This is a genomic window from Clostridium sp. Marseille-Q5894 (genome assembly GCF_946902305.1).
Lineage (GTDB): Bacteria > Bacillota_I > Bacilli_A > Erysipelotrichales > Coprobacillaceae > Thomasclavelia.
In genome coordinates, this window is record NZ_CAMPPT010000009.1 from 44993 (window position 1) to 64987 (window position 19995).

Consider the following 19995-nt stretch of genomic DNA (forward strand, 5'->3'; position numbering starts at 1 on the left):
AATCTTAGTGGTTAATCGACAAGAAACATGCTATAATTACTTTGTTTTAAGGAGTGGACAAAATGAAAAAAATTATAGCAGGTGTTTTGGCACTTTTATTATTTACTGCCTGTTCAGGTGATGATAATAGCCAAACGCTTTTTGTAGCAGATAAAAAAGGGCATTATGGCCTTGTTGATATAGATGGTGAAAAACAAACTAAGTTTATTTATGATAATTATGAATCAATAGGTAATTATGGATATATAGTAGTTAAAGATAAACAATATGGATATCTTTCATATGAAGGTGAAGAAATTGTTAAGATGGGTAAATATAAAAAATTAGAATCGATTGCAAATATGATCGTTGCTTATGATAAAAACGATAATATTTCGATTTTAAATAATGCTGGTGAAAGTTTATACAAAACTAGTGATAAAACAAAAATAGTTTTATCCGGATTACCTATAATTCATGATAATAATGAATATGTAGTTCTTCATGATACTGGTAAAGTTTTGATAACTAGTAAGGATGAGATTTTAAGTAGTAATATTATTAATGACAATTATATTGCAGTATGTTTTGAAAAATCGTTGAAAATATATGATCAAAGTGATTTGAAAAAAGTTGTTGAGGTTAAATGTGGTGGTAAATATCAATTAATGTCTCATAGTAATAAAAAAGGATATCTATTTTATAATCGAGAAAGTCAAGAGACTTTAGCTTGTGATAATGATGGTGGTGTTATTTTTGAAGCTAAAATAGATCTTGATGATCTATATTTTGATAAATCAGATAATATTACAGGTGTAAAAAACCTAACAACATATTTATTTGATGAAAAAGGTACAGCAACAGCAATTAACAGTTACTATAACGATTTAGATAATTATGTTATAAAAAATACTGAGATGATATATGGGCCTCATAAATTTGTTTATAAAGGAAAAGAAATTGAAGTAAATAATATTCAATTAGATCCAATGGCTTCATATATTACTAAAAAGATTTTTCCTGTCTATGTAAGAGGCAAAGGATATATGTATTATGGATTTGATGGTAAAGAAGCTATTAAGACAGTTTTTACAAGTGCGGAAATTTTTGATCAAAATAATTTAGCGGTTGTTTCTAAAGAGAATGATAAATATTATTTGATTGATCAATCAGGCAAAAAGATATCGAAAAAATATACTAAGATCATACATATTGGTGAAAAATATTATGCTGGTTTTATTTCTGGTAGTAAATATGAAGTAATTGATACTGATGGTAAAAAGGTTATTGATGATAATTTCATGGATGATGGTTATATATTTATATATGATAAAGTAGTCTATGGTATTTTTAATAAGAGTGGAACGAGTTATGTTTATGATATGGATGAACTAGAAGTGATTTTTTCGGTTGAAGGAAATCTAGAGTTTGCTGATGATGGGTATTTTGTTAAAGAAGATAGTGATGGTTATTATTCATTAAGTGGTGAAAAAATTTATACGAGGTAATGAGATGGGTTATTATGTTTATATGCTTGTGCTATTAGCACTAATGCTGGTAGGGGTAAAGTTTGTTTTTTGTGAGTTAGAAGGACATATGGCTAAAAAAAGAGGCTTATTGAACTGGTACTTGAAATTAGCTGAGCCATTTAAATATGCACGGACAAGAAGTATTATTTTCATGTGTATCTTTTGTTACATGATTGTATCTACACAATTTATTTTTTCAATTGAATGGCTGATTGAATTAATTGGATTTGTGGCGGTGGGAGTTATTTTTGATGGTATTAGTCAAGTAGTTGGATATTATTATAATAAGATCCGTTTTAGAAAAAATATTTACAAAGCTGTTGCTGTCAAAGATGAGATCAATAAAGCAATGACATTATCAGATAGTGATCTGATCCAGCAAAGCATGCCAATTTATTCGAGTGCAGAAATAGTTTCAAGATATTTAAATGAACAAACACATTTGGCTGTTATTTCTTTAGACGGAGGTGAATATGTTTCATCATTTGAAAAACTGCCACCTATCACTTATACAGTTGAAGCGCAATATGAAAAAGCAGAAGAAAGGCTTGCTAAGCGAAATGTTAAAGTTACAAGATTAACAGATGAAGGTAAGCTGCCTTTTAAAGATGAACGGTTAGATGTTGTAGTAAATGAATTAACTAATTTTGATAAATATGACTTATATCGTGTAGTTAAGCCAGGTGGTTATATTTTAGTGAATCAGTTAGGTAGTGATAATTATCAAGAATTGATCAATGTTTTTCTTCCTTTTAAGTTGCATGGACATTGGGATTTAGAATCTGGTTCTAAAAGTCTTAGTGAAATTGGTTTAGAGATCGTAGATGGTGTTGAGGAACACGGCTATGTTCGTTTTAATTCATTGACATCTTTTATTCATTTTATGAAACAGATCACGCGTGTTGATGTTACTCAAGATCGATTTATGAATTTCTATGGTCAGGTCTTAAAACAAATAAAAGAAAAAAGTTATTTTGAGCTTACTACACATCGTTTTATGGTAGTGGCAAGAAAAAAAGAATTATAAAATAATGAAAATGACAAGTATTAAATTTCTTGTCATTTTATTGCTTTTAGAAATGATTGATGTATAATGATACTAACTTATTTTGCATAGTTAAGATTTTTGAAAAAATATTAGCTATACAAAGACGATTACTTTTATAGTAAGTTTCTTTTTATACACATTTAGGAGGAAATTGTGAAGAAAATATTAAAAATTACAGTTACTATTCTTGTTTTATTTAATACAGCATGTAAAGCTGGTATTGATAATAATGTGATTAATACTGATATAGTAAAAGTTAAACATAATGGAGTATCTTCGCAAATTGTAGAAGTGGATGAAAGTGGTGAAGTGATTGAAAATGGATCCGATGATACTAATACAATAAATAGTCAAGATACAAATTCAGGTAAAACAAATAATAAAAGTAAAAATTCAATTGATCGTGATAAAAGTAATTCTTCGACTGATCGTGGAAATCAATCTAGCAGTGAAAATAAAAATACTAGTGAAATACAAGATTTTAAAGCAGATGAACAAACGATCAATGTCACAATTGCAATTGATTGTAAAACTATTCTTGATAATTTAGATGATTTAAGTCCTGGATATAGAGAATATCTTCCCAAAAATGGTATAATTTTAGATACGATTTCTTTAAAAATAAAAAAGGATAGCACAGTATTGGATGTATTGAAAACAGTGGATCAAAACTATAAATTAAATTTAAAAACTCGTAAGTCACCATATGGTACGTATATTTATGGAATCGGAAATATTGAAGAAAAGATTTGTGGTGATACAAGCGGTTGGATGTATAGTGTAAATGGTAGTTTTCCTGGAAAGAGTGCAAGCTCGTATCGTTTAAAAGAAGGCGATAAGATCAAATGGCGATTTACATGCAAACCGGGAGATTTAAATTAGAAAGGAGATTGATATGGTCATAAAGAACTTTAAAGAAAGTCATCCCTTAGTACTGTTCATTTATTTTTTATTGATTATTATTTTATCAATTATTCAGCGTAATTATTATTTGATTGCGTTATTAACGATTTCAGTGATCATAGTAGATTATTTTTATAATCAGAATAGCTTTTTTAAAGATATGAAATATTTTATAATTCTAGTTTTGATTATTACGATTACTAATCCACTTTTTGTAATGGAAGGTAAAGATATAATATATCAAAATAGTTATATTATTATCACACGTCAAGCACTGATTTATGGATTAGTATTTGGAATGTTATTAGGCAGCATGCTTTTATGGTTTAAAATAATGAAAAAGTGTATTAGTGATAGTCATATCGTCTATTTATTCGGTTCTATTTTACCAACGTTAGGTCTGGTAGTTGCAATGAGTTTCAATATTATTAATAAGTTAAAGAATCAGTATCAAAAAATAAAAGAAGCTAATTATCATATGCCTGCTAAAAATAAATTTACTTATTATCGTGATGTAGTAGTAATTTTAGTTACTTATGCTTTTGAATCTTCATTAGATATGATGAATTCAATGATTGCAAGAGGCTATGGTAAGACTAAAAGAACAAGTTTTCATTTATATACTTTTAGAAAAGATGATTTATTGAAGTTATTGATTATTATTGGACTTAGTGTGATTTGTTTATGGGGTTATATTGGTTATTATCATGAGTTTTATTATTATCCCGATATTCAAGTTTATCATTTTAAAATGATAGATATCGTATTCTTTTTAGCGTATTTATTATTAGCGATTTTTCCAATATGGTTAGGAGGAAAGAGAGATGTATAAGATTGAAAACTTTAGTTTTATTTATCCTAAAGGAAAAGAAGTGATTCAAGATATTTCTTTTGGTGTAAATAAAGGTGACTTTGTTGTGATTTCTGGTAAAAGCGGTTGTGGAAAAACAACATTGTTGAAGCATCTTAAACCGTCATTGAAGCCTGAAGGTGAAATGAGGGGAACGATTATCTTGGATGAGGAAATTGAAAATGATGATACAAAGATAGGTTTTGTTTTTCAAAATCCTAATGATCAAATCGTCATGGATAAAGTTTGGCATGAAATTGCATTTGGCTTAGAAAATATGGGTATTCCTCTAAAACAAATGAAACGTAGAGTCGGAGAAATTGTTAACTATTTTAACCTGCAAAATATTATTAATAGAGATACACAATCATTGTCTGGAGGAGAAAAGCAACTAGTTAATTTAGCTAGTGTGATGGTGATGAATCCTAAAGTTATATTGCTGGATGAGGCTACTGCTCAATTAGATCCTGTTAATCGTGATGAGTTTATCAAAATAATAAAACAGATCAATGATGATTTTAATGTAACAATCATTTTTGTTGAACATCAATTAGAAGGATTGTTAGATGTTGCTAATCGTTTAATTGTAATGGATGAAGGAAAAATTGTTATTGATGGTGAGATAAAAAAAGCTGTAGATGAAATGTTAACTAAAGAAATATTTGTTGAATCATTGCCTGATTATGTCAGAATATCTTCTTTAACTGACCAATTATGTTTATCTGTTAAAGATGCTAGAAAGGCGTTAATTGATTTTGATGATTTTGATATTAAAGAGATAGAGGATGTTGATACAGGGATTTTGATGGAAATAAGAGATTTGAATTTTGGTCATGATGATATTGTTTTAAAAAATCTTGATTTAGATATTAGACAAAATGAAATTCTTTCGATAGTTGGTGCTAATGGCAGTGGAAAATCGTCATTTCTTCGCTGTATTGCTGGTTTAGTTAAATATCAAGGGAAAGTAACAAAAATCGGTTATGTTGATAAAATTGGTTATTTACCACAAGATCCTACAACTTTATTTTTGAGTGATAAAGTAATAGATGATTTGCTGGCGGTTGATGAAAGTGAAAAAAGTGTGGATATCCAGTTGAATAATTTAGGTATTAGTGATTTAAAAGAAAAGCATCCGTTTGATTTAAGTGGTGGTCAAAAACAATTAGTAGCTTTAGCTAAAGTGCTTTTAACGCAGCCGCAGTTATTGTTATTAGATGAACCAACAAAAGGAATTGATGCTTTAAGCAAAGAAAATCTAGCGGCTTTGATTAGAGGTTTAAGCAAACATATGACGATCGTTGTAGCTAGTCATGATTTAGAATTTGTTGCTAAGATAAGTGATCGTGTCGCAATGATTTTTAATGGACAGATGGAATCAGTTGATACAATGAGAGAATTCTTTAGCCAAAATTTGTTCTATACAACAACAATTAATAAGATCATTAGAGAAAATAATCCTGAGATCGTTTTATTAGAGGACCTTGGCTTATGAAAATAACAAAGAATGCAGTTGTTTTGATCTTGATGGTTTTAATAGCTTTGCTAGGAGTAATTTTATTTAAAGATGAAAGATATAATTTAGTTATTATCTTGATCGTTATGTTATCATGTGTACCGTTTTATTTCAAATATGAACATGATAAACCTAAAACAAGAGAAGTGGTAGTTCTTGCAATCATGATTGCCCTTACTGTGATATCACGAATTATTTTTATGATTACACCTAGTTTTAAGCCGGTGACGGTGATGGTGATAATTTGTGGTGTGGTTTTTGGTCGTGCTTCAGGGTTTATGTGTGGTTCATTATCGGCACTGTTATCTGATTTTGTGTTTGGAATTGGACCATGGACACCATTTCAGATGTTAGCATGGGGAATTATAGGATATATTGCTGGTATATTTGGTAAGCGGCTTTATAAAGATAAATATTTTTTATATGGTTATAACATTGTTTGTGGAATTGGTTATTCATTGATTATGGATTTGTGGTCAGTTCTAGCGATAGAGAATAGTTTTAATTTAACGAGGTATTTGGCAATTATCATGACATCGCTACCAGTGATGTTAGTATATATTGTTTCAAATATAATTTTTATGTTTTTATTAAGTAAGATAATGTTTCAAATCTTACAAAGAGTAAAAATAAAATATGGAATAACGGAGGGAAAAGTTTAATGAAGAAAATTCTAAGTTTAATTGTATCATTAGTTGTTATGGTAACTATTGTTGTACCGGTTAATGGACAATCAGATGCTTTAACTAAAGCACAAAATTATTGGTTGAATAATAAGGAGCTAAGTGGAATAGATGCAATTTTAACTGTTGAAGCACTTGGTTTAGATGTTGAAGATAGTAAAAATGGTTTTGTTGTTGATTATGATTTTGCAGCTCCTGTAAATAGTTATGGTGAAGAAATTTCTTATGAAGATATGGATTGTGGATATTTATCAAAAAATATCATGGCTTTAGCAGCATTGAAAAATGATCCTGCAAACCTTAAATTAGCAAATGGTTCAACAGTAAATTTAATTGAGATTTTAAAATCAAAAATAGATGACGAAGGTAATGTTTTCTATGGTAGTGGGAATCCTGAGTCTAGTACTGCTTATACAATGTATGCTTTGTCAATCGTAGATCCTGATTATGATCTTAGTAAATTGGGTGCAAAATTAGCAAGTATGCAGCTAAGTGATGGCTGCTGGGGTTATAATGGTGCCTGGGGTGGTCCTGATATTACAGGATGGGCTGTTGGGGCATTATCATTATGTGGCGATACATATCAAAGCTCAATTGACAAGGCTTTAACATATTTTATTTCTATTCAACAAGCAGATGGTGCTTTTGTACCAGTAGGTGAATGGAGTGTTGCTAATAGTAATACACAAGGTTGTGTAGTTTGGGGATTATTGGAATATGATGAAAGCATCATAAAATCTGGTACGCTAAAAAATGCTTATGATATGTTAATGACATTTATGTTAGATGATGGATCTTTTGCATATAAAGCCGATGAGGATTATGGTAACAGCTATTCTACTGTACAAGCTGGTTTAGCGTTAGGGGTTTATGAAAATGGTTCATTATTCACTAATATTCGTAATCAATATTTAGGTGATGAAGATTTACAGCCTGAAGAAACCGAAAAAGAAAATGAGCCAGTAAAAACATCTGTAAATGATAGTGATGTTCCGACATCTGTTGAAACAGGAGATGGTGCTTTGATTATGACAAGTATGGTTGTTATGATCGTTAGCGGTGGAGTTTATCTTACAGTTAAAAAATATATTTAATTTACTCTAAATAGCGGTTTTTAAATCCGCTATTTTTAAAATTTATATAATAAATAATGTCATTAAAATTGAATTTTTGTTGATATACAGCGATAATTTGTAAGCGCTAAATTTTGTTCAAAAAGTACTTTAAAACAGACGGTTTAGGTGGTATAATTAGTGTATAGAAATTTTAAGGAGGAGTCATAAAAATGGCAGAAAAATTATCTTTTGTAGTATCTGATCCAGTTGGATTACATGCTAGACCAGCTACTATCTTAGTTAACCAAGCTAGTAAGTTTACAAGTGATATTAAATTAGTTTATAATGGTAAAGAAGTAAACTTAAAATCTATTATGGGAGTTATGTCTTTAGGTGTTCCTACTAAAGCAACTGTAGAAATCATTGCTGAAGGTGATGACGAAAAAGATGTAATCGTTTCTATTGCTAAAGTTATTAAAGAACAAAAAGTAGCAGAATAAGAAGTCTTTGGACTTCTTTTTATTTGTAGGAGGATAATATGTCAAAGTCAGTTAAAACAAATGCTTTAAGATTGTTAGATAAAGCTAAAATCAAATATGAAATAAAAGAATATCAATATGATGAAGAGCATTTAAGTGGTGAACATATTGTATCTCAAGTAGACATGGAAGCAAAAGATATTTTTAAAACTTTGGTTTTAAAAGGAAATAATGACTATTTGGTTTGTTGCATTCCCGTACTTGAAGAAATAGATTTAAAAAAATTAGCCAAGCTTTCTAAACATAAAAGTGTTGCAATGATTCCAATGAAGGAACTTTTAGGAATTACTGGTTATATTAGAGGTGGCTGTTCACCGGTTGGAATGAAGAAGAAGTTTGACACGTATTTTGACAGTTCGGTTGATGAATGTAACAAAATAGCTTTAAGCGCTGGAAAACGCGGCTATCAAATGGTTGTTGACGCTAAAGAATTAATAAAATATTTAGATGCTGTAATTGGTGATGTAATTAAGGAGTAATTATGATTCAATGTTATTATGGTGATGGAAAAGGAAAGACGACAGCAGCGATAGGTCAGGCGCTAAGAATGGCAGGTGCTGGTAAGAAAGTAATTGTGATTCAGTTTTTAAAAGATGGTAATAGTAGTGAAAATATAATGTTGAAAAAATGTGGAATAAAGGTATTGGCCAAAAAGATGCCGGAAATGTTTATTGATATGAGTGATTCAAAAATGATTAAAGAAGTTAGTATTCAGATCAATGATCTTTTTTCAATGATTGATGAAAGCTATGACGGTATTGTTTTAGATGAACTATTGGATGCTTTAACTTTAGGCCTTATTAATGAGGGAATAGTATATGATCGCTTAGTTGATTTAAAAGAAAATCATGAAATAATTTTAACAGGTAGAATGCCTAGTTATAAGCTTAAAACAATTCTTGATTATTCTAGTGAAATAAAAAAACGTAAACATCCTTATGATAAAGGGATAATGGCAAGAAAAGGAATAGAATATTAAGATAAATACACTTTAAGAAATATAAAATATCGTAATTTCATGAACAAAACAAGTAGTCAAAATTAAGGAGATTTGTTATAATTAATACAAGAGGTGAAAAACATGGATTATAATAATGAATATCAAAGATGGGCAGATTGTGAAAACTTGGACCCATCATTAAAAGCAGAATTAGCTAGTATGAGTGGAAAGGAAAAAGAAGATGCTTTCTATATGAATCTAGAATTTGGTACAGCAGGTATGCGGGGAATCTTAGGTGCTGGTACTAATCGGATGAATATTTATACTATTAGAAAAGCTAATGTCGGTTTTGCAAAATATGTATTAGGTTTACCTGAGGGGAAAGAAAGAGGAGTTGCAATTGGATATGATAATCGTCATATGTCATATAAATTTGCAATTGAAAGCGCTAAAGTATTAGCCACTTATGGAATCAAATCATATATTTTTGAAAGCTTGAGACCAACTCCAGAGTTGTCTTTTGCAGTTCGCTATTTAAAATGTGCTGGTGGTATAATGATTACTGCAAGCCACAATCCTAAAGAATACAATGGATATAAAGTTTATGATGATACTGGATGTCAATTGATTCCTGAATGGGGAGATCAAGTTGTTGCTTATGTAAATGAAGTTAAAGATGAACTTGCAATTGAGGTAGTTAGTGATGAAGAAGCTTATCCATTTATTACATGGATCGGTGAAGAGGTTGATGAAGCATATTATAAAGAAGTAATGGCAATTGAAATTAATCCAGGAATGGATAAGAATGATTTCAAAATTGTATTTTCACCACAACATGGTACTTCAAATTTACCAGTTAGAACTTGTTTGACACGTTTAGGATATGATGTTGTGCCAGTGTTAGCACAATGTGCACCTGATCCTGATTTTTCAAATACCGCTTCACCAAATCCTGAAGTCGCTTGTTCTTATGATCTTGCAATTAAAAAGGCTAAAGAAGTAGATGCTGATGTTGTTGTTATTTGTGATCCTGATGGTGACCGTTTAGGGGTTGTTGCTAAACATGAAGGTGAATATGTATTGATGTCAGGTAATCAAAGTGCAGCTGTGTATCTTGAATATATTTTAAGTGAACTTAAAAAACAGAATAAGTTACCTGATAATGCAGTAATGTATAATACAATTGTTACTAGTGATTTAGGAGAATTAGTTTCTAGATCATATGGTGTTGAAGTAGAAAAGACTTTAACAGGATTTAAATTTATTGGTGATAAGATTCGTAAATATGAAAAAACTAAAGAAAAAGAATTTATCTTTGGTTATGAAGAATCTTATGGATGTGTAGTTAAAGATTTTGTTCGTGATAAAGATGCTGTACAAGCAGTAGTAATGGCTGCTGAAGCTGGTAATTATTATAAAAAACAAGGTAAAGATTTAATTGATGTTTTAAATGAATTATATGCTAAACATGGTACATTTAAAGAAAGTCAAATTGCTTTATCTAAAGCTGGTGCTGCAGGAGCTACAAGAATTAAAGAAATTATGGATAATTTACGTAAAGATGCGCCTACTCAAATTGGTGGTGTCAAAGTTGTTAAAGCAGAAGATTATGGAAATAGTACATGTTCTGATGGAACAACAATTGATTTGCCTAAATCTAATGTATTAAAATATTACTTAGAAGATGGTTCATGGATTGCTGCTCGTCCTAGTGGAACTGAACCAAAATGTAAATTCTATTTCTCAATCAAAGGAACAGATGCTGATGATGCAGCAAACAAAACAGAAATATTCCAAAAAGATATGATGAATATTATCGGTGAATAAGATACTTAAAAATATTCAACGATAGAACAAAATATTAAAAGTCTGAGAAATTCAGGCTTTTTTAATTTAGAGTGCAAAGTCTTACAATGTTCCAAGTTTAAGACAATAAAAATAGATAGAAATCTAGAAAGAGGGTTCTTACTCGATAATGGGTAATTAAAAAAGAAAAGATTTCAAAAAATGATCATATTTAATAATTATTTAAGAAATCTCTTTTTTAATGTTTACCCTAAAGTAAGAAAGAACCAGAAAGAGAGGGTTCTTACTCGATAATGGGTAATTAAAAAAGAAAAGATTTCAAAAAATGATCATATTTAATAATTATTTAAGAAATCTCTTTTTTAATGTTTACCCTAAAGTAAGAAAGAACCAAAGAGAGTACTATCTATTTTTTATATAAATATATAAAATAAGCTATCATCCATATTAAATGAGATACCATTATTTTCTTGGTATTATTGTGGTATAGAAAGATAGATTGAATTTTTAATGACATTGGATTGAAGTTGTGGTTGAATACAGCAATAAAGGAGGTGTGAATATGGATAAGATTAGTATAAATGATTTTCCTAGTTTAGATGGTGTATCTCTTGTTCCTACAAAAAATTGTCACTTTGAATTATTAGAAGGGAAAATGAGATTATATAAGAAATAAAAAAGATATATAAATTGAAAAGATGATTTTGTGGGTTCACAACATTGAATGGATATCTTTTTTAATAAAAATGGAGTGGCAGTTTCAAATCCTGTTGAAGTAATGTTGTATCTACAACAAGATACGTCGATGCTGAAAATTTGGTACAAATGAAATGCTGAAATCAGATGTAGAAACACTATCCAATGAAATCAAACAATTACGAAAGAAGGTAGTGTTTTATGAGAAAATTAGATAACGTTCAGTTTCTATCGAAACAAAACTACTATAAATTCAAAATGAAGATAATTAGTTAGATATAAAAGCATGCTACTAAAAATACATACTTTTGTATTATTGAAACAAGTGCTATAATATGATACGAAGGTGATGAAATTGATGAAGATTTTAGTAGTAGAAGATAATAATGATATTAATGAAATGATTGTAAAATGTCTTTCTAATGTAGGATATGTGTGTGATCAGGCGTTTTCTGGAACAGAAGGATTGTTGTATTTCAAAAATAATCAGTATGATCTTTTAATCTTAGATCTTATGTTACCGGGTATGAGTGGCGAATCTCTTTTGGATGAAGTTCGCAAGAATTCAGATGTTTCTGTTATTGTATTGACTGCAAAAGATTCTTTGGACAGCAAGGTAGAAGTACTCAGATCTGGTGCAGATGATTATCTGTGCAAACCTTTTGAATTAGAAGAATTGCTTGCAAGAGTTCAAGTTCAATTTCGCAAAAGAAATAAATCCACAATAAATCTCTTTTATAAAAAATTGATCCTAGAAGGTGATATTTACGATGGAGTTATGGATGGACATTTACTTCAGCTTACTAGACATGAATATCTAATTTTGGAGTTGTTAGTAAAAAATCCCAAGCGTGTATTTACTAAGCAAGAAATCTATGAATACGCATGGAATGATACTTATTATGGAGATGATAAGACCATTAACACGCATATGAGTAACATTCGTAAAAAGTTAAATCAATTTCAAAAGGAAGAATATATTAAGACTGTATGGGGAATTGGATTTAAAATGGCTGAATAATCAAATTCAGCTTTTTCTTTATACTTTCTTTATATTTGCTTATCACTTTCTAAAACTTTGCCGACTATACTTTGTATTGTAATCAAGGAGGAATACAAAATGAATGAAGTCGTAATAGAAACTTATGATTTATGTAAAACATATAAAGATACTGAAGCAGTATCTCATGTAAATATGACAATTTATAAGGGAGATATCTATGGTTTTATTGGGCGAAATGGATCAGGAAAATCAACTACTTTAAAGATGATTACTGGTATAATCTTTCCAAGTAAAGGTGATATCAAATTGTTTGGAGAGTCGAGAAATAAGTTTTCATCTAGACGTATTGGATCGCTTATTGAAAATGCAGGGCTCTATCCAAATCTTTCAGCATATGACAATATGGAAATTAAAGCAATTGCAATGGGTATTAAAGATAAAAAGATGATTGAAGAATTATTAACTCTTGTACATCTTAATTCAAAAAGTAAAAAAGCTGTTAATAAGTTCTCTCTTGGCATGAAACAAAGACTTGGCATTGCAATGGCATTACTTGGTAACCCAGATTTGTTGATTTTAGATGAGCCAATCAATGGACTGGATCCTGAAGGTATTCGTGAGATTAGAGAAGTTATCCAATATCTAAATAAAACAAAGAAAATGACAATTATCATCAGTAGTCATATTTTGGGAGAATTAAGCAAAGTAGCAACAAGATATGGAATTATTCGTGATGGACAGATGATTGAAGAAATATCGGCAAAAGAATTAGATGAAAAGTGTCGAGCTTATCTATCTCTGAAAGTAGATGATGTAACTCGAGCAATTCCAATACTTGAAAATGAGTTATTTATCACAGATTACGCCGTTCATGAAAATAATGAAATTTGGGTATATGATGAAATTGAAAGTGCAAAGGTCAATGAAACATTGTCAAATCATAATATTTCAATTTCACAAATGTTCTATCAAAAAAAGGACTTAGAATCCTATTTCCTAGAAAAGATTGGAGGGAGTGACAATGTTTAACATTATTAAAGCAGATAATACAAGATTATTAAAAAGTAAAAGTTTTTGGATTACATTAGGTTTTTTCGCTATTTTATTCGTTGGTATTATGTATATGCAAAATACAGCAAATAAAGAGTTTATCAACACAACAAACAGTGGGAAGGAAGCAGGTTTTTATATAACTGTTGACTTTGTAATTAAATCTCTTAATTTATTTGTTACAATGTTTGGTTATCCATTTGGTACTCTGTTTTTAGGAATTTACCTTTCTATCTTTGTATGCAATGAATATAGTAGCGGGTACATTAAAAATATTGCAACGCTTGATGAAGGAAGAGTTGGGTTAGTTTTAGCAAAAGCAGCAGTTGCATGTGTAATCACTATTTTGATTTTGGTTATCACTTATGGATTAGGATTTTCATTAGGAAATATAATTATTGATGGTTTTAAAATTGATTCAATTAATGAAATTTTAAAATCTATTGGAATTATGTTCCTATTGTCAATGGCTATGTTTAGTCTAATTATTTTTACCTCTACTCTATTTAAAAGTAAAGTGGCAGGAATTATAGTTGCATTTTTAGTTATTTCAGGAATGTCATCACCATTCATCAACAGTTTCTTTGATTTAATTCGTTTATCTTTCTTGTCAGAATATACATTGTCTCATTTCTCAAATGTATATGTATCAGCACAAGGAGATGTGCTTATTAAAATGATTGTTATGTGTATTATTTATATCTTGGTGTATAATATACTTAGCATAGCTGTATTAAGTAAGCGTGATTTATAAGAACTTGGGGAGGTGTTACAGAATGATTGCAATTTGTATTGGTTTAAGTATTATTACAATTATTTGTGTAGCGCTTCTTTTAACTTTGCACGAGGATATTAGAAAGTTGAATGAACAAATTGACTACAAAAATGAAAGTGGTAGTCATTTTGAAGTCTTTACTCAAAGTGATATTCCTTCTATAAAAGAATTGCAGAAAAAGATTAATAATTTATATCAAGATAACAGTAAAATTGAAGAAAAAGCATTTCGTAAAGAAAAAGAAATGCAAACATTGATGTCGGGAATATCTCATGATATTCGCACTCCTTTAACCAGCATGCAAGGCTATTTAAAGTTGATTAGAGAGACAAATGACGAAATTGAAAAGCACAGGTATTTAGAAATAATTGATTTTCGTTTAGAATCTTTAAAATCAATTTTGGAGGATTTATTCATTCATTCAAAACTAAGTGACGAAGAATATCATGTGGAGATGAAAAATTTTGAAATTTATCCTTTAATTTGCAAGATACTGGCTTCATTTTATTACGACTTTGAAGAGAAAAAAATCGTGCCTGTTATCACTTTTTCAAATGAACATCTAATCATTCATTCGAACAAAGAATTATTGACACGTATGATTCAAAACCTTATTAACAATGCATTGAAACATGGGGATTCTTATTTTGAAATCAAAGAAGAAAATGGGTCGATATATTTTATCAATGGAGTAATGAATGCCAGCAAGATTGAAGTAGATAGATTATTTGATCGATTTTATAAAGCTGATGACTCAAGGCATAGCAGTTCAACTGGCCTTGGATTATCAATTGTAAAAAAGATTGTTGAGATTCATAATTGGAATATTGGAGCAATGATAAAAGAGAATCAATTAGAAATAAAAATATCTATTTATTCATAAAATATTTTAAATGTGTTATATGTATTGGGAGAATCTTTCTCCCTTTTATTTTGGGTTGAGAAAGATAATACTTTGAATTTTTTAATTGTAAAAGCGTATATTCTTATATATACCAGTTTTTTTGTGCTCTTTTAAAAGTAGTTTGTTTTTTCTGTTACTGTGGTTATTGATAAATCAATCTCATGCAGATTGATTTTATAGAAATTTGAAGAAATAATGGACAGATAAAGAATTATAAAATCGTTAGAGAATGTTTAAATCGTCTATATTAAAGATAATTTAGAAATATCTATTATAAATAATCATCTATATCATATTGTCAAATTATAGAAAAGCATGATGAAAGCGCTATCTTTTTTTTAGTGGAATTATTTTTAGAATATGATATAATGTTTGTGTCTAAAATTAATAAAGGGGGAGTGACACATGCTCGATGATTTTTTAATTCACGTATTTCATAAAGGAAATACTCTTGAGGCGTACAAACTTTTTGGTGCCCATTTTGAAACTAATAACCATAAAAAAGGTGTCCGCTTCACCGTATATGCACCTAATGCACGCAGTGTACAAGTTGTAGGTGAGTTTAATGACTGGGATGGAAAAGATCATTATATGGAAAAATATAGTGATGGTGGTATTTGGACTTTATTTATTCCTGGCATTAAAGAATATACATTATATAAGTATCGAATCGAAACACAGAATTTTGCGACTGTAGATCGTGCGGATCCATATGCTTTTTATAGTGAACTTAGACCTGGAACAGCGTCAAGTGTTTACAATATCGAAAATTTTCGATGGTCTGATAAAAGATGGATGAACAAGCGCACTAAGAATTTTGATAAACCAATGAATATTTATGAAGCAAATATTGGTTCATGGAAGATGAAAAAGGATTTTACAGATGAAGAAGATGGTGAATTCTATACTTATGAAGAAATGATTGATTTATTAATACCATACTTAGTAGAAAATCATTATACTCATTTAGAGTTAATGCCATTAACTGAATTTCCTTTTGATGGATCATGGGGATATCAGGCAACAGGATATTTTAGTATTACTAGCCGTTATGGAAAGCCAAAAGGACTTATGGCTTTCATAAATGCTTGCCATAAAGCGGGTATTGGTGTTATTATGGACTTTGTTCCAGCCCACTTTGTAAAAGATGGTCATGGATTATATAAGTTTGATGGTGGTTTTGTCTATGATTATCCTGATATCAATCGTCGATATACAGAATGGGATAGCGTTTATTTTGATGTTGGACGTGAAGAAGTTCGTAGTTTTTTAATGAGTAGCGTAGGTTTTTTAGCAGAATATTTTCATATCGATGGAATTAGATTTGATGCAATTAGTAATTTGATTTATTGGAAAGGAAATAAAGAAGCTGGTATAAATGATGGCGCTCATGAGTTCATGAAGCGTATGAATAATCATATGAAAGGTTATTATCCAGGCGTAATGTTAATTGCAGAAGATTCTAGTGATTTTCCTGGCGTTACAAAATCACCTGATATAGGTGGTCTAGGTTTTGATTATAAATGGGATTTAGGCTGGATGAATGACACTTTGAAATATATGAAGCTAAATCCAGTTTATCGTAAATATGATCATAATTTATTAACTTTTTCAATGGCTTATTTTTATGGCGAAAACTTTATTTTACCATTCTCTCATGATGAAGTAGTTCATAGTAAGGGAACTATTATTGATAAAATATGGGGGAATAATGAACAAAAATTTGCGCAATTGAAAACATTATATACTTACATGATGATTCATCCTGGTAAAAAATTGAATTTCATGGGAAATGAATTAGGTGAGTATAAAGAATGGGATGAAAAGGTTTCTTTAGGATGGAATATCTTAACATATCCAATCCATGATTCATTCCATGAATTTATGATAAAATTAAATGAAGTATACAAAGACCATCTTTGTATGTATCAACAAGATTATGGAATGGATGGCTTTGAATGGCTTGTAGTTGATGATTCTAATCAGAGTGTTTTTGCAATTGAACGTAAAGATACTGATGGTAATTCATTGATTGCTGTGATGAATTTTACAGAAAATAAACATACTGGATATATGATTCCAGTTAATAAGCCAGGAAGCTATAAAGAAATTTTAAATAGTGATAGAGATATTTATACGGGCGGTAATTTTATAAATAAACGCGCTATTAGAGCTAAAAAGGGACAGGTTTTAAACAAAGAATATTACATACCAGTAAATATTGCGCCTTTTGGCAGCATGATCTTTGAATATAAACCAATTAAGAGTAAAACTGATAAATAAGGGGAAGTAAAATGTTTAAGACAAAAGAAGAGTTTAAATATGAGTTTTCAAAAAGAATTATTGAAACATATGGAAGAACAGTAGAAGAATCACATCTTACTGAAAAATTCTTAGTATTAGAATTAATGGTAAGAGACTATGCCTCAGTAAATTGGGCAACTAGTAAAGCTTTAATTCGTAATAATTATCAAAAGCAAATGCATTATTTTTCTATGGAATTTTTAATGGGTCGTCTATTAGTCAATAATATGATGAATCTTGGTATTTACGATATTGCAAAAGATGGACTTGCGGAATATGGAATCAATATCCATGATTTAGAGGAATTAGAATCTGATGCTGGACTAGGAAATGGTGGTTTAGGAAGATTAGCTGCCTGCTTTATGGATTCTCTTGCTTCACTTGCTTATCCTGGTCATGGACATACAATTCGTTATGAATTTGGATTATTTAAACAAAAAATAGAAAACGGATATCAAATTGAATTGCCAGACCAATGGATGCAAACAGGATTTAATTGGGAAGTAAGAAAACCTAAGCATCGTGTTCCGGTAAAATTCTTTGGAAAAATTGTTTATAACGAAACTACTGGAAAATATGAACACGTGGATGCGGAAGAAGTTTATGCGGTTCCTTATGATGTACCAATTATTGGTAATGGAACTACAACAACTAATACTTTGAGATTATGGGAAGCAGAAGCTAGTGATAATATTCCTGCAAATCAAAACTTTAGACAATACATCCAAAATGTACGTGATATTTGTCAAATGCTTTATCCAGATGATTCAACACCAGCTGGGAAGATGTTGCGTTTAAAACAAGAATATTTTTTCACATGTGCAGGATTAAATTCAATTGTAAAAGCTCATTTAAGAGTTTATCCAAATATGAATAATTTCCATGAAAAAAATGTTATTCAATTGAATGATACTCATCCAGTACTTGCAATTCCAGAATTGATGAGAATTCTAATTGATGAAAAAGGCTATGAATGGGATGAGGCTTGGGATATTACAACTCAAACCTTTGCTTATACAAATCATACTATTTTAGCTGAAGCTTTGGAAACATGGCCAATTGATTTAATGCAGTCATTATTACCACGTATTTACCAGATCATTGAAGAAATTCATCGTCGTTTTATTGGTTATGTAAAGATGGTAAGTAATCGTGATGAAGAATTGTTGAATCGTGTTATGATTCTAAGAGATGGTACAGTATATATGGCTCGTCTTGCTATTGTGGGAAGTTTTAGTGTCAATGGGGTAGCTAAGTTACACTCTGATATTTTAGTTCAGCGTGAATTAAAAGATTTTGCAGTTTTATATCCAAATAAATTTAATAATAAAACTAATGGTGTAACACATCGTCGCTGGCTAGCATATTGTAATCCAGAACTTGCTTCATTAATTAATGAATATATTGGTGACGACTGGATCAAAGATCCTGATAAGTTAGAAAATTTAATGGATCATGTTGACGATACAGTTTTACAAGATCGTTTCTTAGAAGTAAAACGTGAAAGAAAACAAATTTTAGCTGATTATATTTTAGAACATAACGGAATTAAAGTTGATGTTGATAGCATTTTTGATATTCAAGTAAAACGTCTTCATGCATATAAACGTCAATTATTAAATGTACTACACATTATTGATTTATATTTTAGAATGAAGGATAATCCAGATTATCGAATTGAACCAAGAACATTCATTTTTGGAGCTAAAGCGGCAAGTGGATATTATTTTGCTAAAAAAGTAATTAAATTAATTAATAGTGTTGGTGAAATTGTAAATAATGATCCAGAAACAAATAAATATTTAAAAGTAGTTTTCTTGGAAAATTATGGGGTAACTTTAGCTGAAAAGATCATGCCAGCTGCTGATGTTTCTGAACAAATCTCTACGGCTGGTAAAGAGGCAAGTGGAACAGGTAATATGAAGTTCATGATGAACGGTGCTATTACGCTTGGTACTTTAGATGGTGCAAACGTTGAAATTTCACAACGTGTTGGTGATGAAAACTGCATTATCTTTGGTATGAAGGATCATGAAGTCAAAGATCTACAAAATAGTGGTACTTATAATGCTTGGGATATTTATAATAATAATCCGCAATTAAAACGTGTTATTGATAGTTTGATGGATGGCACATTTATTGCAAACCGAGAAGAATTTAGAGTTATTTTCGAAGAATTAATGAACAAAAATGATGAATATTTCGTATTAGCTGATTATGATGCATATTGCAATGCACAAGCAAAAGTAAGAGATCTATATCAAGATCGCTCTCACTGGGCAAAAGTTTGTTTAATTAATATTGCTAAGAGTGGGTTCTTCTCTTCTGATCGTACTATTCAAGAATATGTTGATGATATTTGGCATTTAGATAAAGTAAAATTTTAAAAATATAAAAATTTGAGCTGTTGGCTAA

At 29.9% G+C, this 19995-nt stretch carries 17 protein-coding genes; all 17 read left to right on the plus strand.

The window, feature by feature from the left end; translation table 11 throughout:
- Window positions 1-62: 62 nt before the first annotated feature.
- The 17 genes from OC535_RS12565 (at window position 63) to OC535_RS12645 (ending at window position 19967) form a co-directional block, all read left to right on the plus strand.
- Window positions 63-1487 (plus strand): hypothetical protein, encoded by a 1425-nt coding sequence (locus OC535_RS12565; RefSeq protein WP_498823975.1) that lies wholly within the window; start codon window positions 63-65, stop codon window positions 1485-1487.
- Between the two features lie 4 nt (window positions 1488-1491).
- On the plus strand, window positions 1492-2535 hold the full coding sequence (locus tag OC535_RS12570; RefSeq protein ID WP_498823976.1) for a class I SAM-dependent methyltransferase: 1044 nt from the start codon (window positions 1492-1494) through the stop codon (window positions 2533-2535).
- Window positions 2536-2709: 174 nt separating this feature from the next.
- Window positions 2710-3438, plus strand: coding sequence for a DUF4430 domain-containing protein (locus OC535_RS12575; protein WP_498823977.1), 729 nt, complete (start codon window positions 2710-2712; stop codon window positions 3436-3438).
- Window positions 3439-3451: 13 nt separating this feature from the next.
- Window positions 3452-4291, plus strand: coding sequence for an energy-coupling factor transporter transmembrane component T family protein (locus OC535_RS12580; protein WP_227052260.1), 840 nt, complete (start codon window positions 3452-3454; stop codon window positions 4289-4291).
- A complete protein-coding gene (locus OC535_RS12585) occupies window positions 4284-5804 on the plus strand; it encodes an ABC transporter ATP-binding protein (protein ID WP_227052262.1) in 1521 nt (506 codons plus the stop codon). The genes OC535_RS12580 and OC535_RS12585 overlap by 8 nt, the downstream gene beginning before the upstream one ends.
- Window positions 5801-6487: an ECF transporter S component gene (locus tag OC535_RS12590; RefSeq protein WP_498823978.1), complete on the plus strand. Its 687-nt coding sequence runs from the start codon at window positions 5801-5803 to the stop codon at window positions 6485-6487. The genes OC535_RS12585 and OC535_RS12590 overlap by 4 nt, the downstream gene beginning before the upstream one ends.
- Window positions 6487-7602: a prenyltransferase/squalene oxidase repeat-containing protein gene (locus OC535_RS12595; RefSeq protein ID WP_227052265.1), complete on the plus strand. Its 1116-nt coding sequence runs from the start codon at window positions 6487-6489 to the stop codon at window positions 7600-7602. Before OC535_RS12590 ends, OC535_RS12595 begins: the two co-directional genes overlap by 1 nt.
- 191 nt (window positions 7603-7793) lie before the next feature.
- Window positions 7794-8063 carry a phosphocarrier protein HPr gene (locus tag OC535_RS12600; protein ID WP_024721824.1) on the plus strand — a complete coding sequence of 90 codons (270 nt, stop codon included), beginning with the start codon at window positions 7794-7796 and terminating at the stop codon, window positions 8061-8063.
- Window positions 8064-8101: 38 nt separating this feature from the next.
- Entirely contained in the window at window positions 8102-8581 is a 480-nt protein-coding gene (gene ybaK / locus OC535_RS12605) for a Cys-tRNA(Pro) deacylase (protein WP_227052267.1), read from the plus strand.
- A gap of 2 nt (window positions 8582-8583) precedes the next feature.
- Complete coding sequence (locus tag OC535_RS12610) at window positions 8584-9081, plus strand: cob(I)yrinic acid a,c-diamide adenosyltransferase (protein ID WP_498823979.1); 498 nt, start codon at window positions 8584-8586, stop codon at window positions 9079-9081.
- Between the two features lie 102 nt (window positions 9082-9183).
- Window positions 9184-10869, plus strand: a complete 1686-nt coding sequence (locus OC535_RS12615) for a phospho-sugar mutase (protein WP_498823980.1) — start codon at window positions 9184-9186, stop codon at window positions 10867-10869.
- Between the two features lie 1033 nt (window positions 10870-11902).
- Window positions 11903-12565, plus strand: coding sequence for a response regulator transcription factor (locus OC535_RS12620; protein WP_498823982.1), 663 nt, complete (start codon window positions 11903-11905; stop codon window positions 12563-12565).
- 99 nt (window positions 12566-12664) lie between these two features.
- Window positions 12665-13576, plus strand: a complete 912-nt coding sequence (locus tag OC535_RS12625; RefSeq protein ID WP_498823983.1) for an ATP-binding cassette domain-containing protein — start codon at window positions 12665-12667, stop codon at window positions 13574-13576.
- Window positions 13569-14351 (plus strand): ABC transporter permease, encoded by a 783-nt coding sequence (locus OC535_RS12630; protein ID WP_498823985.1) that lies wholly within the window; start codon window positions 13569-13571, stop codon window positions 14349-14351. The genes OC535_RS12625 and OC535_RS12630 overlap by 8 nt, the downstream gene beginning before the upstream one ends.
- Before the next feature lie 22 nt (window positions 14352-14373).
- Window positions 14374-15255: a sensor histidine kinase gene (locus OC535_RS12635; protein ID WP_227052278.1), complete on the plus strand. Its 882-nt coding sequence runs from the start codon at window positions 14374-14376 to the stop codon at window positions 15253-15255.
- A gap of 426 nt (window positions 15256-15681) precedes the next feature.
- Window positions 15682-17559, plus strand: coding sequence for a 1,4-alpha-glucan branching protein GlgB (gene glgB / locus OC535_RS12640; RefSeq protein WP_498823986.1), 1878 nt, complete (start codon window positions 15682-15684; stop codon window positions 17557-17559).
- A gap of 11 nt (window positions 17560-17570) precedes the next feature.
- Window positions 17571-19967, plus strand: coding sequence for a glycogen/starch/alpha-glucan phosphorylase (locus OC535_RS12645; protein WP_498823987.1), 2397 nt, complete (start codon window positions 17571-17573; stop codon window positions 19965-19967).
- Window positions 19968-19995: the final 28 nt, after the last annotated feature.

Bases quoted from the DNA above. Each gene is read 5' to 3' on its own strand.
- OC535_RS12565 (WP_498823975.1), top strand. From the start codon at position 63: ATGAAAAAAATTATAGCAGGTGTTTTGGCACTTTTATTATTTACTGCC.
- OC535_RS12570 (WP_498823976.1), top strand. From the start codon at position 1,492: ATGGGTTATTATGTTTATATGCTTGTGCTATTAGCACTAATGCTGGTA.
- OC535_RS12580 (WP_227052260.1), top strand. From the start codon at position 3,452: ATGGTCATAAAGAACTTTAAAGAAAGTCATCCCTTAGTACTGTTCATT.
- OC535_RS12585 (WP_227052262.1), top strand. From the start codon at position 4,284: ATGTATAAGATTGAAAACTTTAGTTTTATTTATCCTAAAGGAAAAGAA.
- OC535_RS12590 (WP_498823978.1), top strand. From the start codon at position 5,801: ATGAAAATAACAAAGAATGCAGTTGTTTTGATCTTGATGGTTTTAATA.
- OC535_RS12595 (WP_227052265.1), top strand. From the start codon at position 6,487: ATGAAGAAAATTCTAAGTTTAATTGTATCATTAGTTGTTATGGTAACT.
- OC535_RS12600 (WP_024721824.1), top strand. From the start codon at position 7,794: ATGGCAGAAAAATTATCTTTTGTAGTATCTGATCCAGTTGGATTACAT.
- ybaK (WP_227052267.1), top strand. From the start codon at position 8,102: ATGTCAAAGTCAGTTAAAACAAATGCTTTAAGATTGTTAGATAAAGCT.
- OC535_RS12610 (WP_498823979.1), top strand. From the start codon at position 8,584: ATGATTCAATGTTATTATGGTGATGGAAAAGGAAAGACGACAGCAGCG.
- OC535_RS12615 (WP_498823980.1), top strand. From the start codon at position 9,184: ATGGATTATAATAATGAATATCAAAGATGGGCAGATTGTGAAAACTTG.
- OC535_RS12620 (WP_498823982.1), top strand. From the start codon at position 11,903: ATGAAGATTTTAGTAGTAGAAGATAATAATGATATTAATGAAATGATT.
- OC535_RS12625 (WP_498823983.1), top strand. From the start codon at position 12,665: ATGAATGAAGTCGTAATAGAAACTTATGATTTATGTAAAACATATAAA.
- OC535_RS12630 (WP_498823985.1), top strand. From the start codon at position 13,569: ATGTTTAACATTATTAAAGCAGATAATACAAGATTATTAAAAAGTAAA.
- OC535_RS12635 (WP_227052278.1), top strand. From the start codon at position 14,374: ATGATTGCAATTTGTATTGGTTTAAGTATTATTACAATTATTTGTGTA.
- glgB (WP_498823986.1), top strand. From the start codon at position 15,682: ATGCTCGATGATTTTTTAATTCACGTATTTCATAAAGGAAATACTCTT.
- OC535_RS12645 (WP_498823987.1), top strand. From the start codon at position 17,571: ATGTTTAAGACAAAAGAAGAGTTTAAATATGAGTTTTCAAAAAGAATT.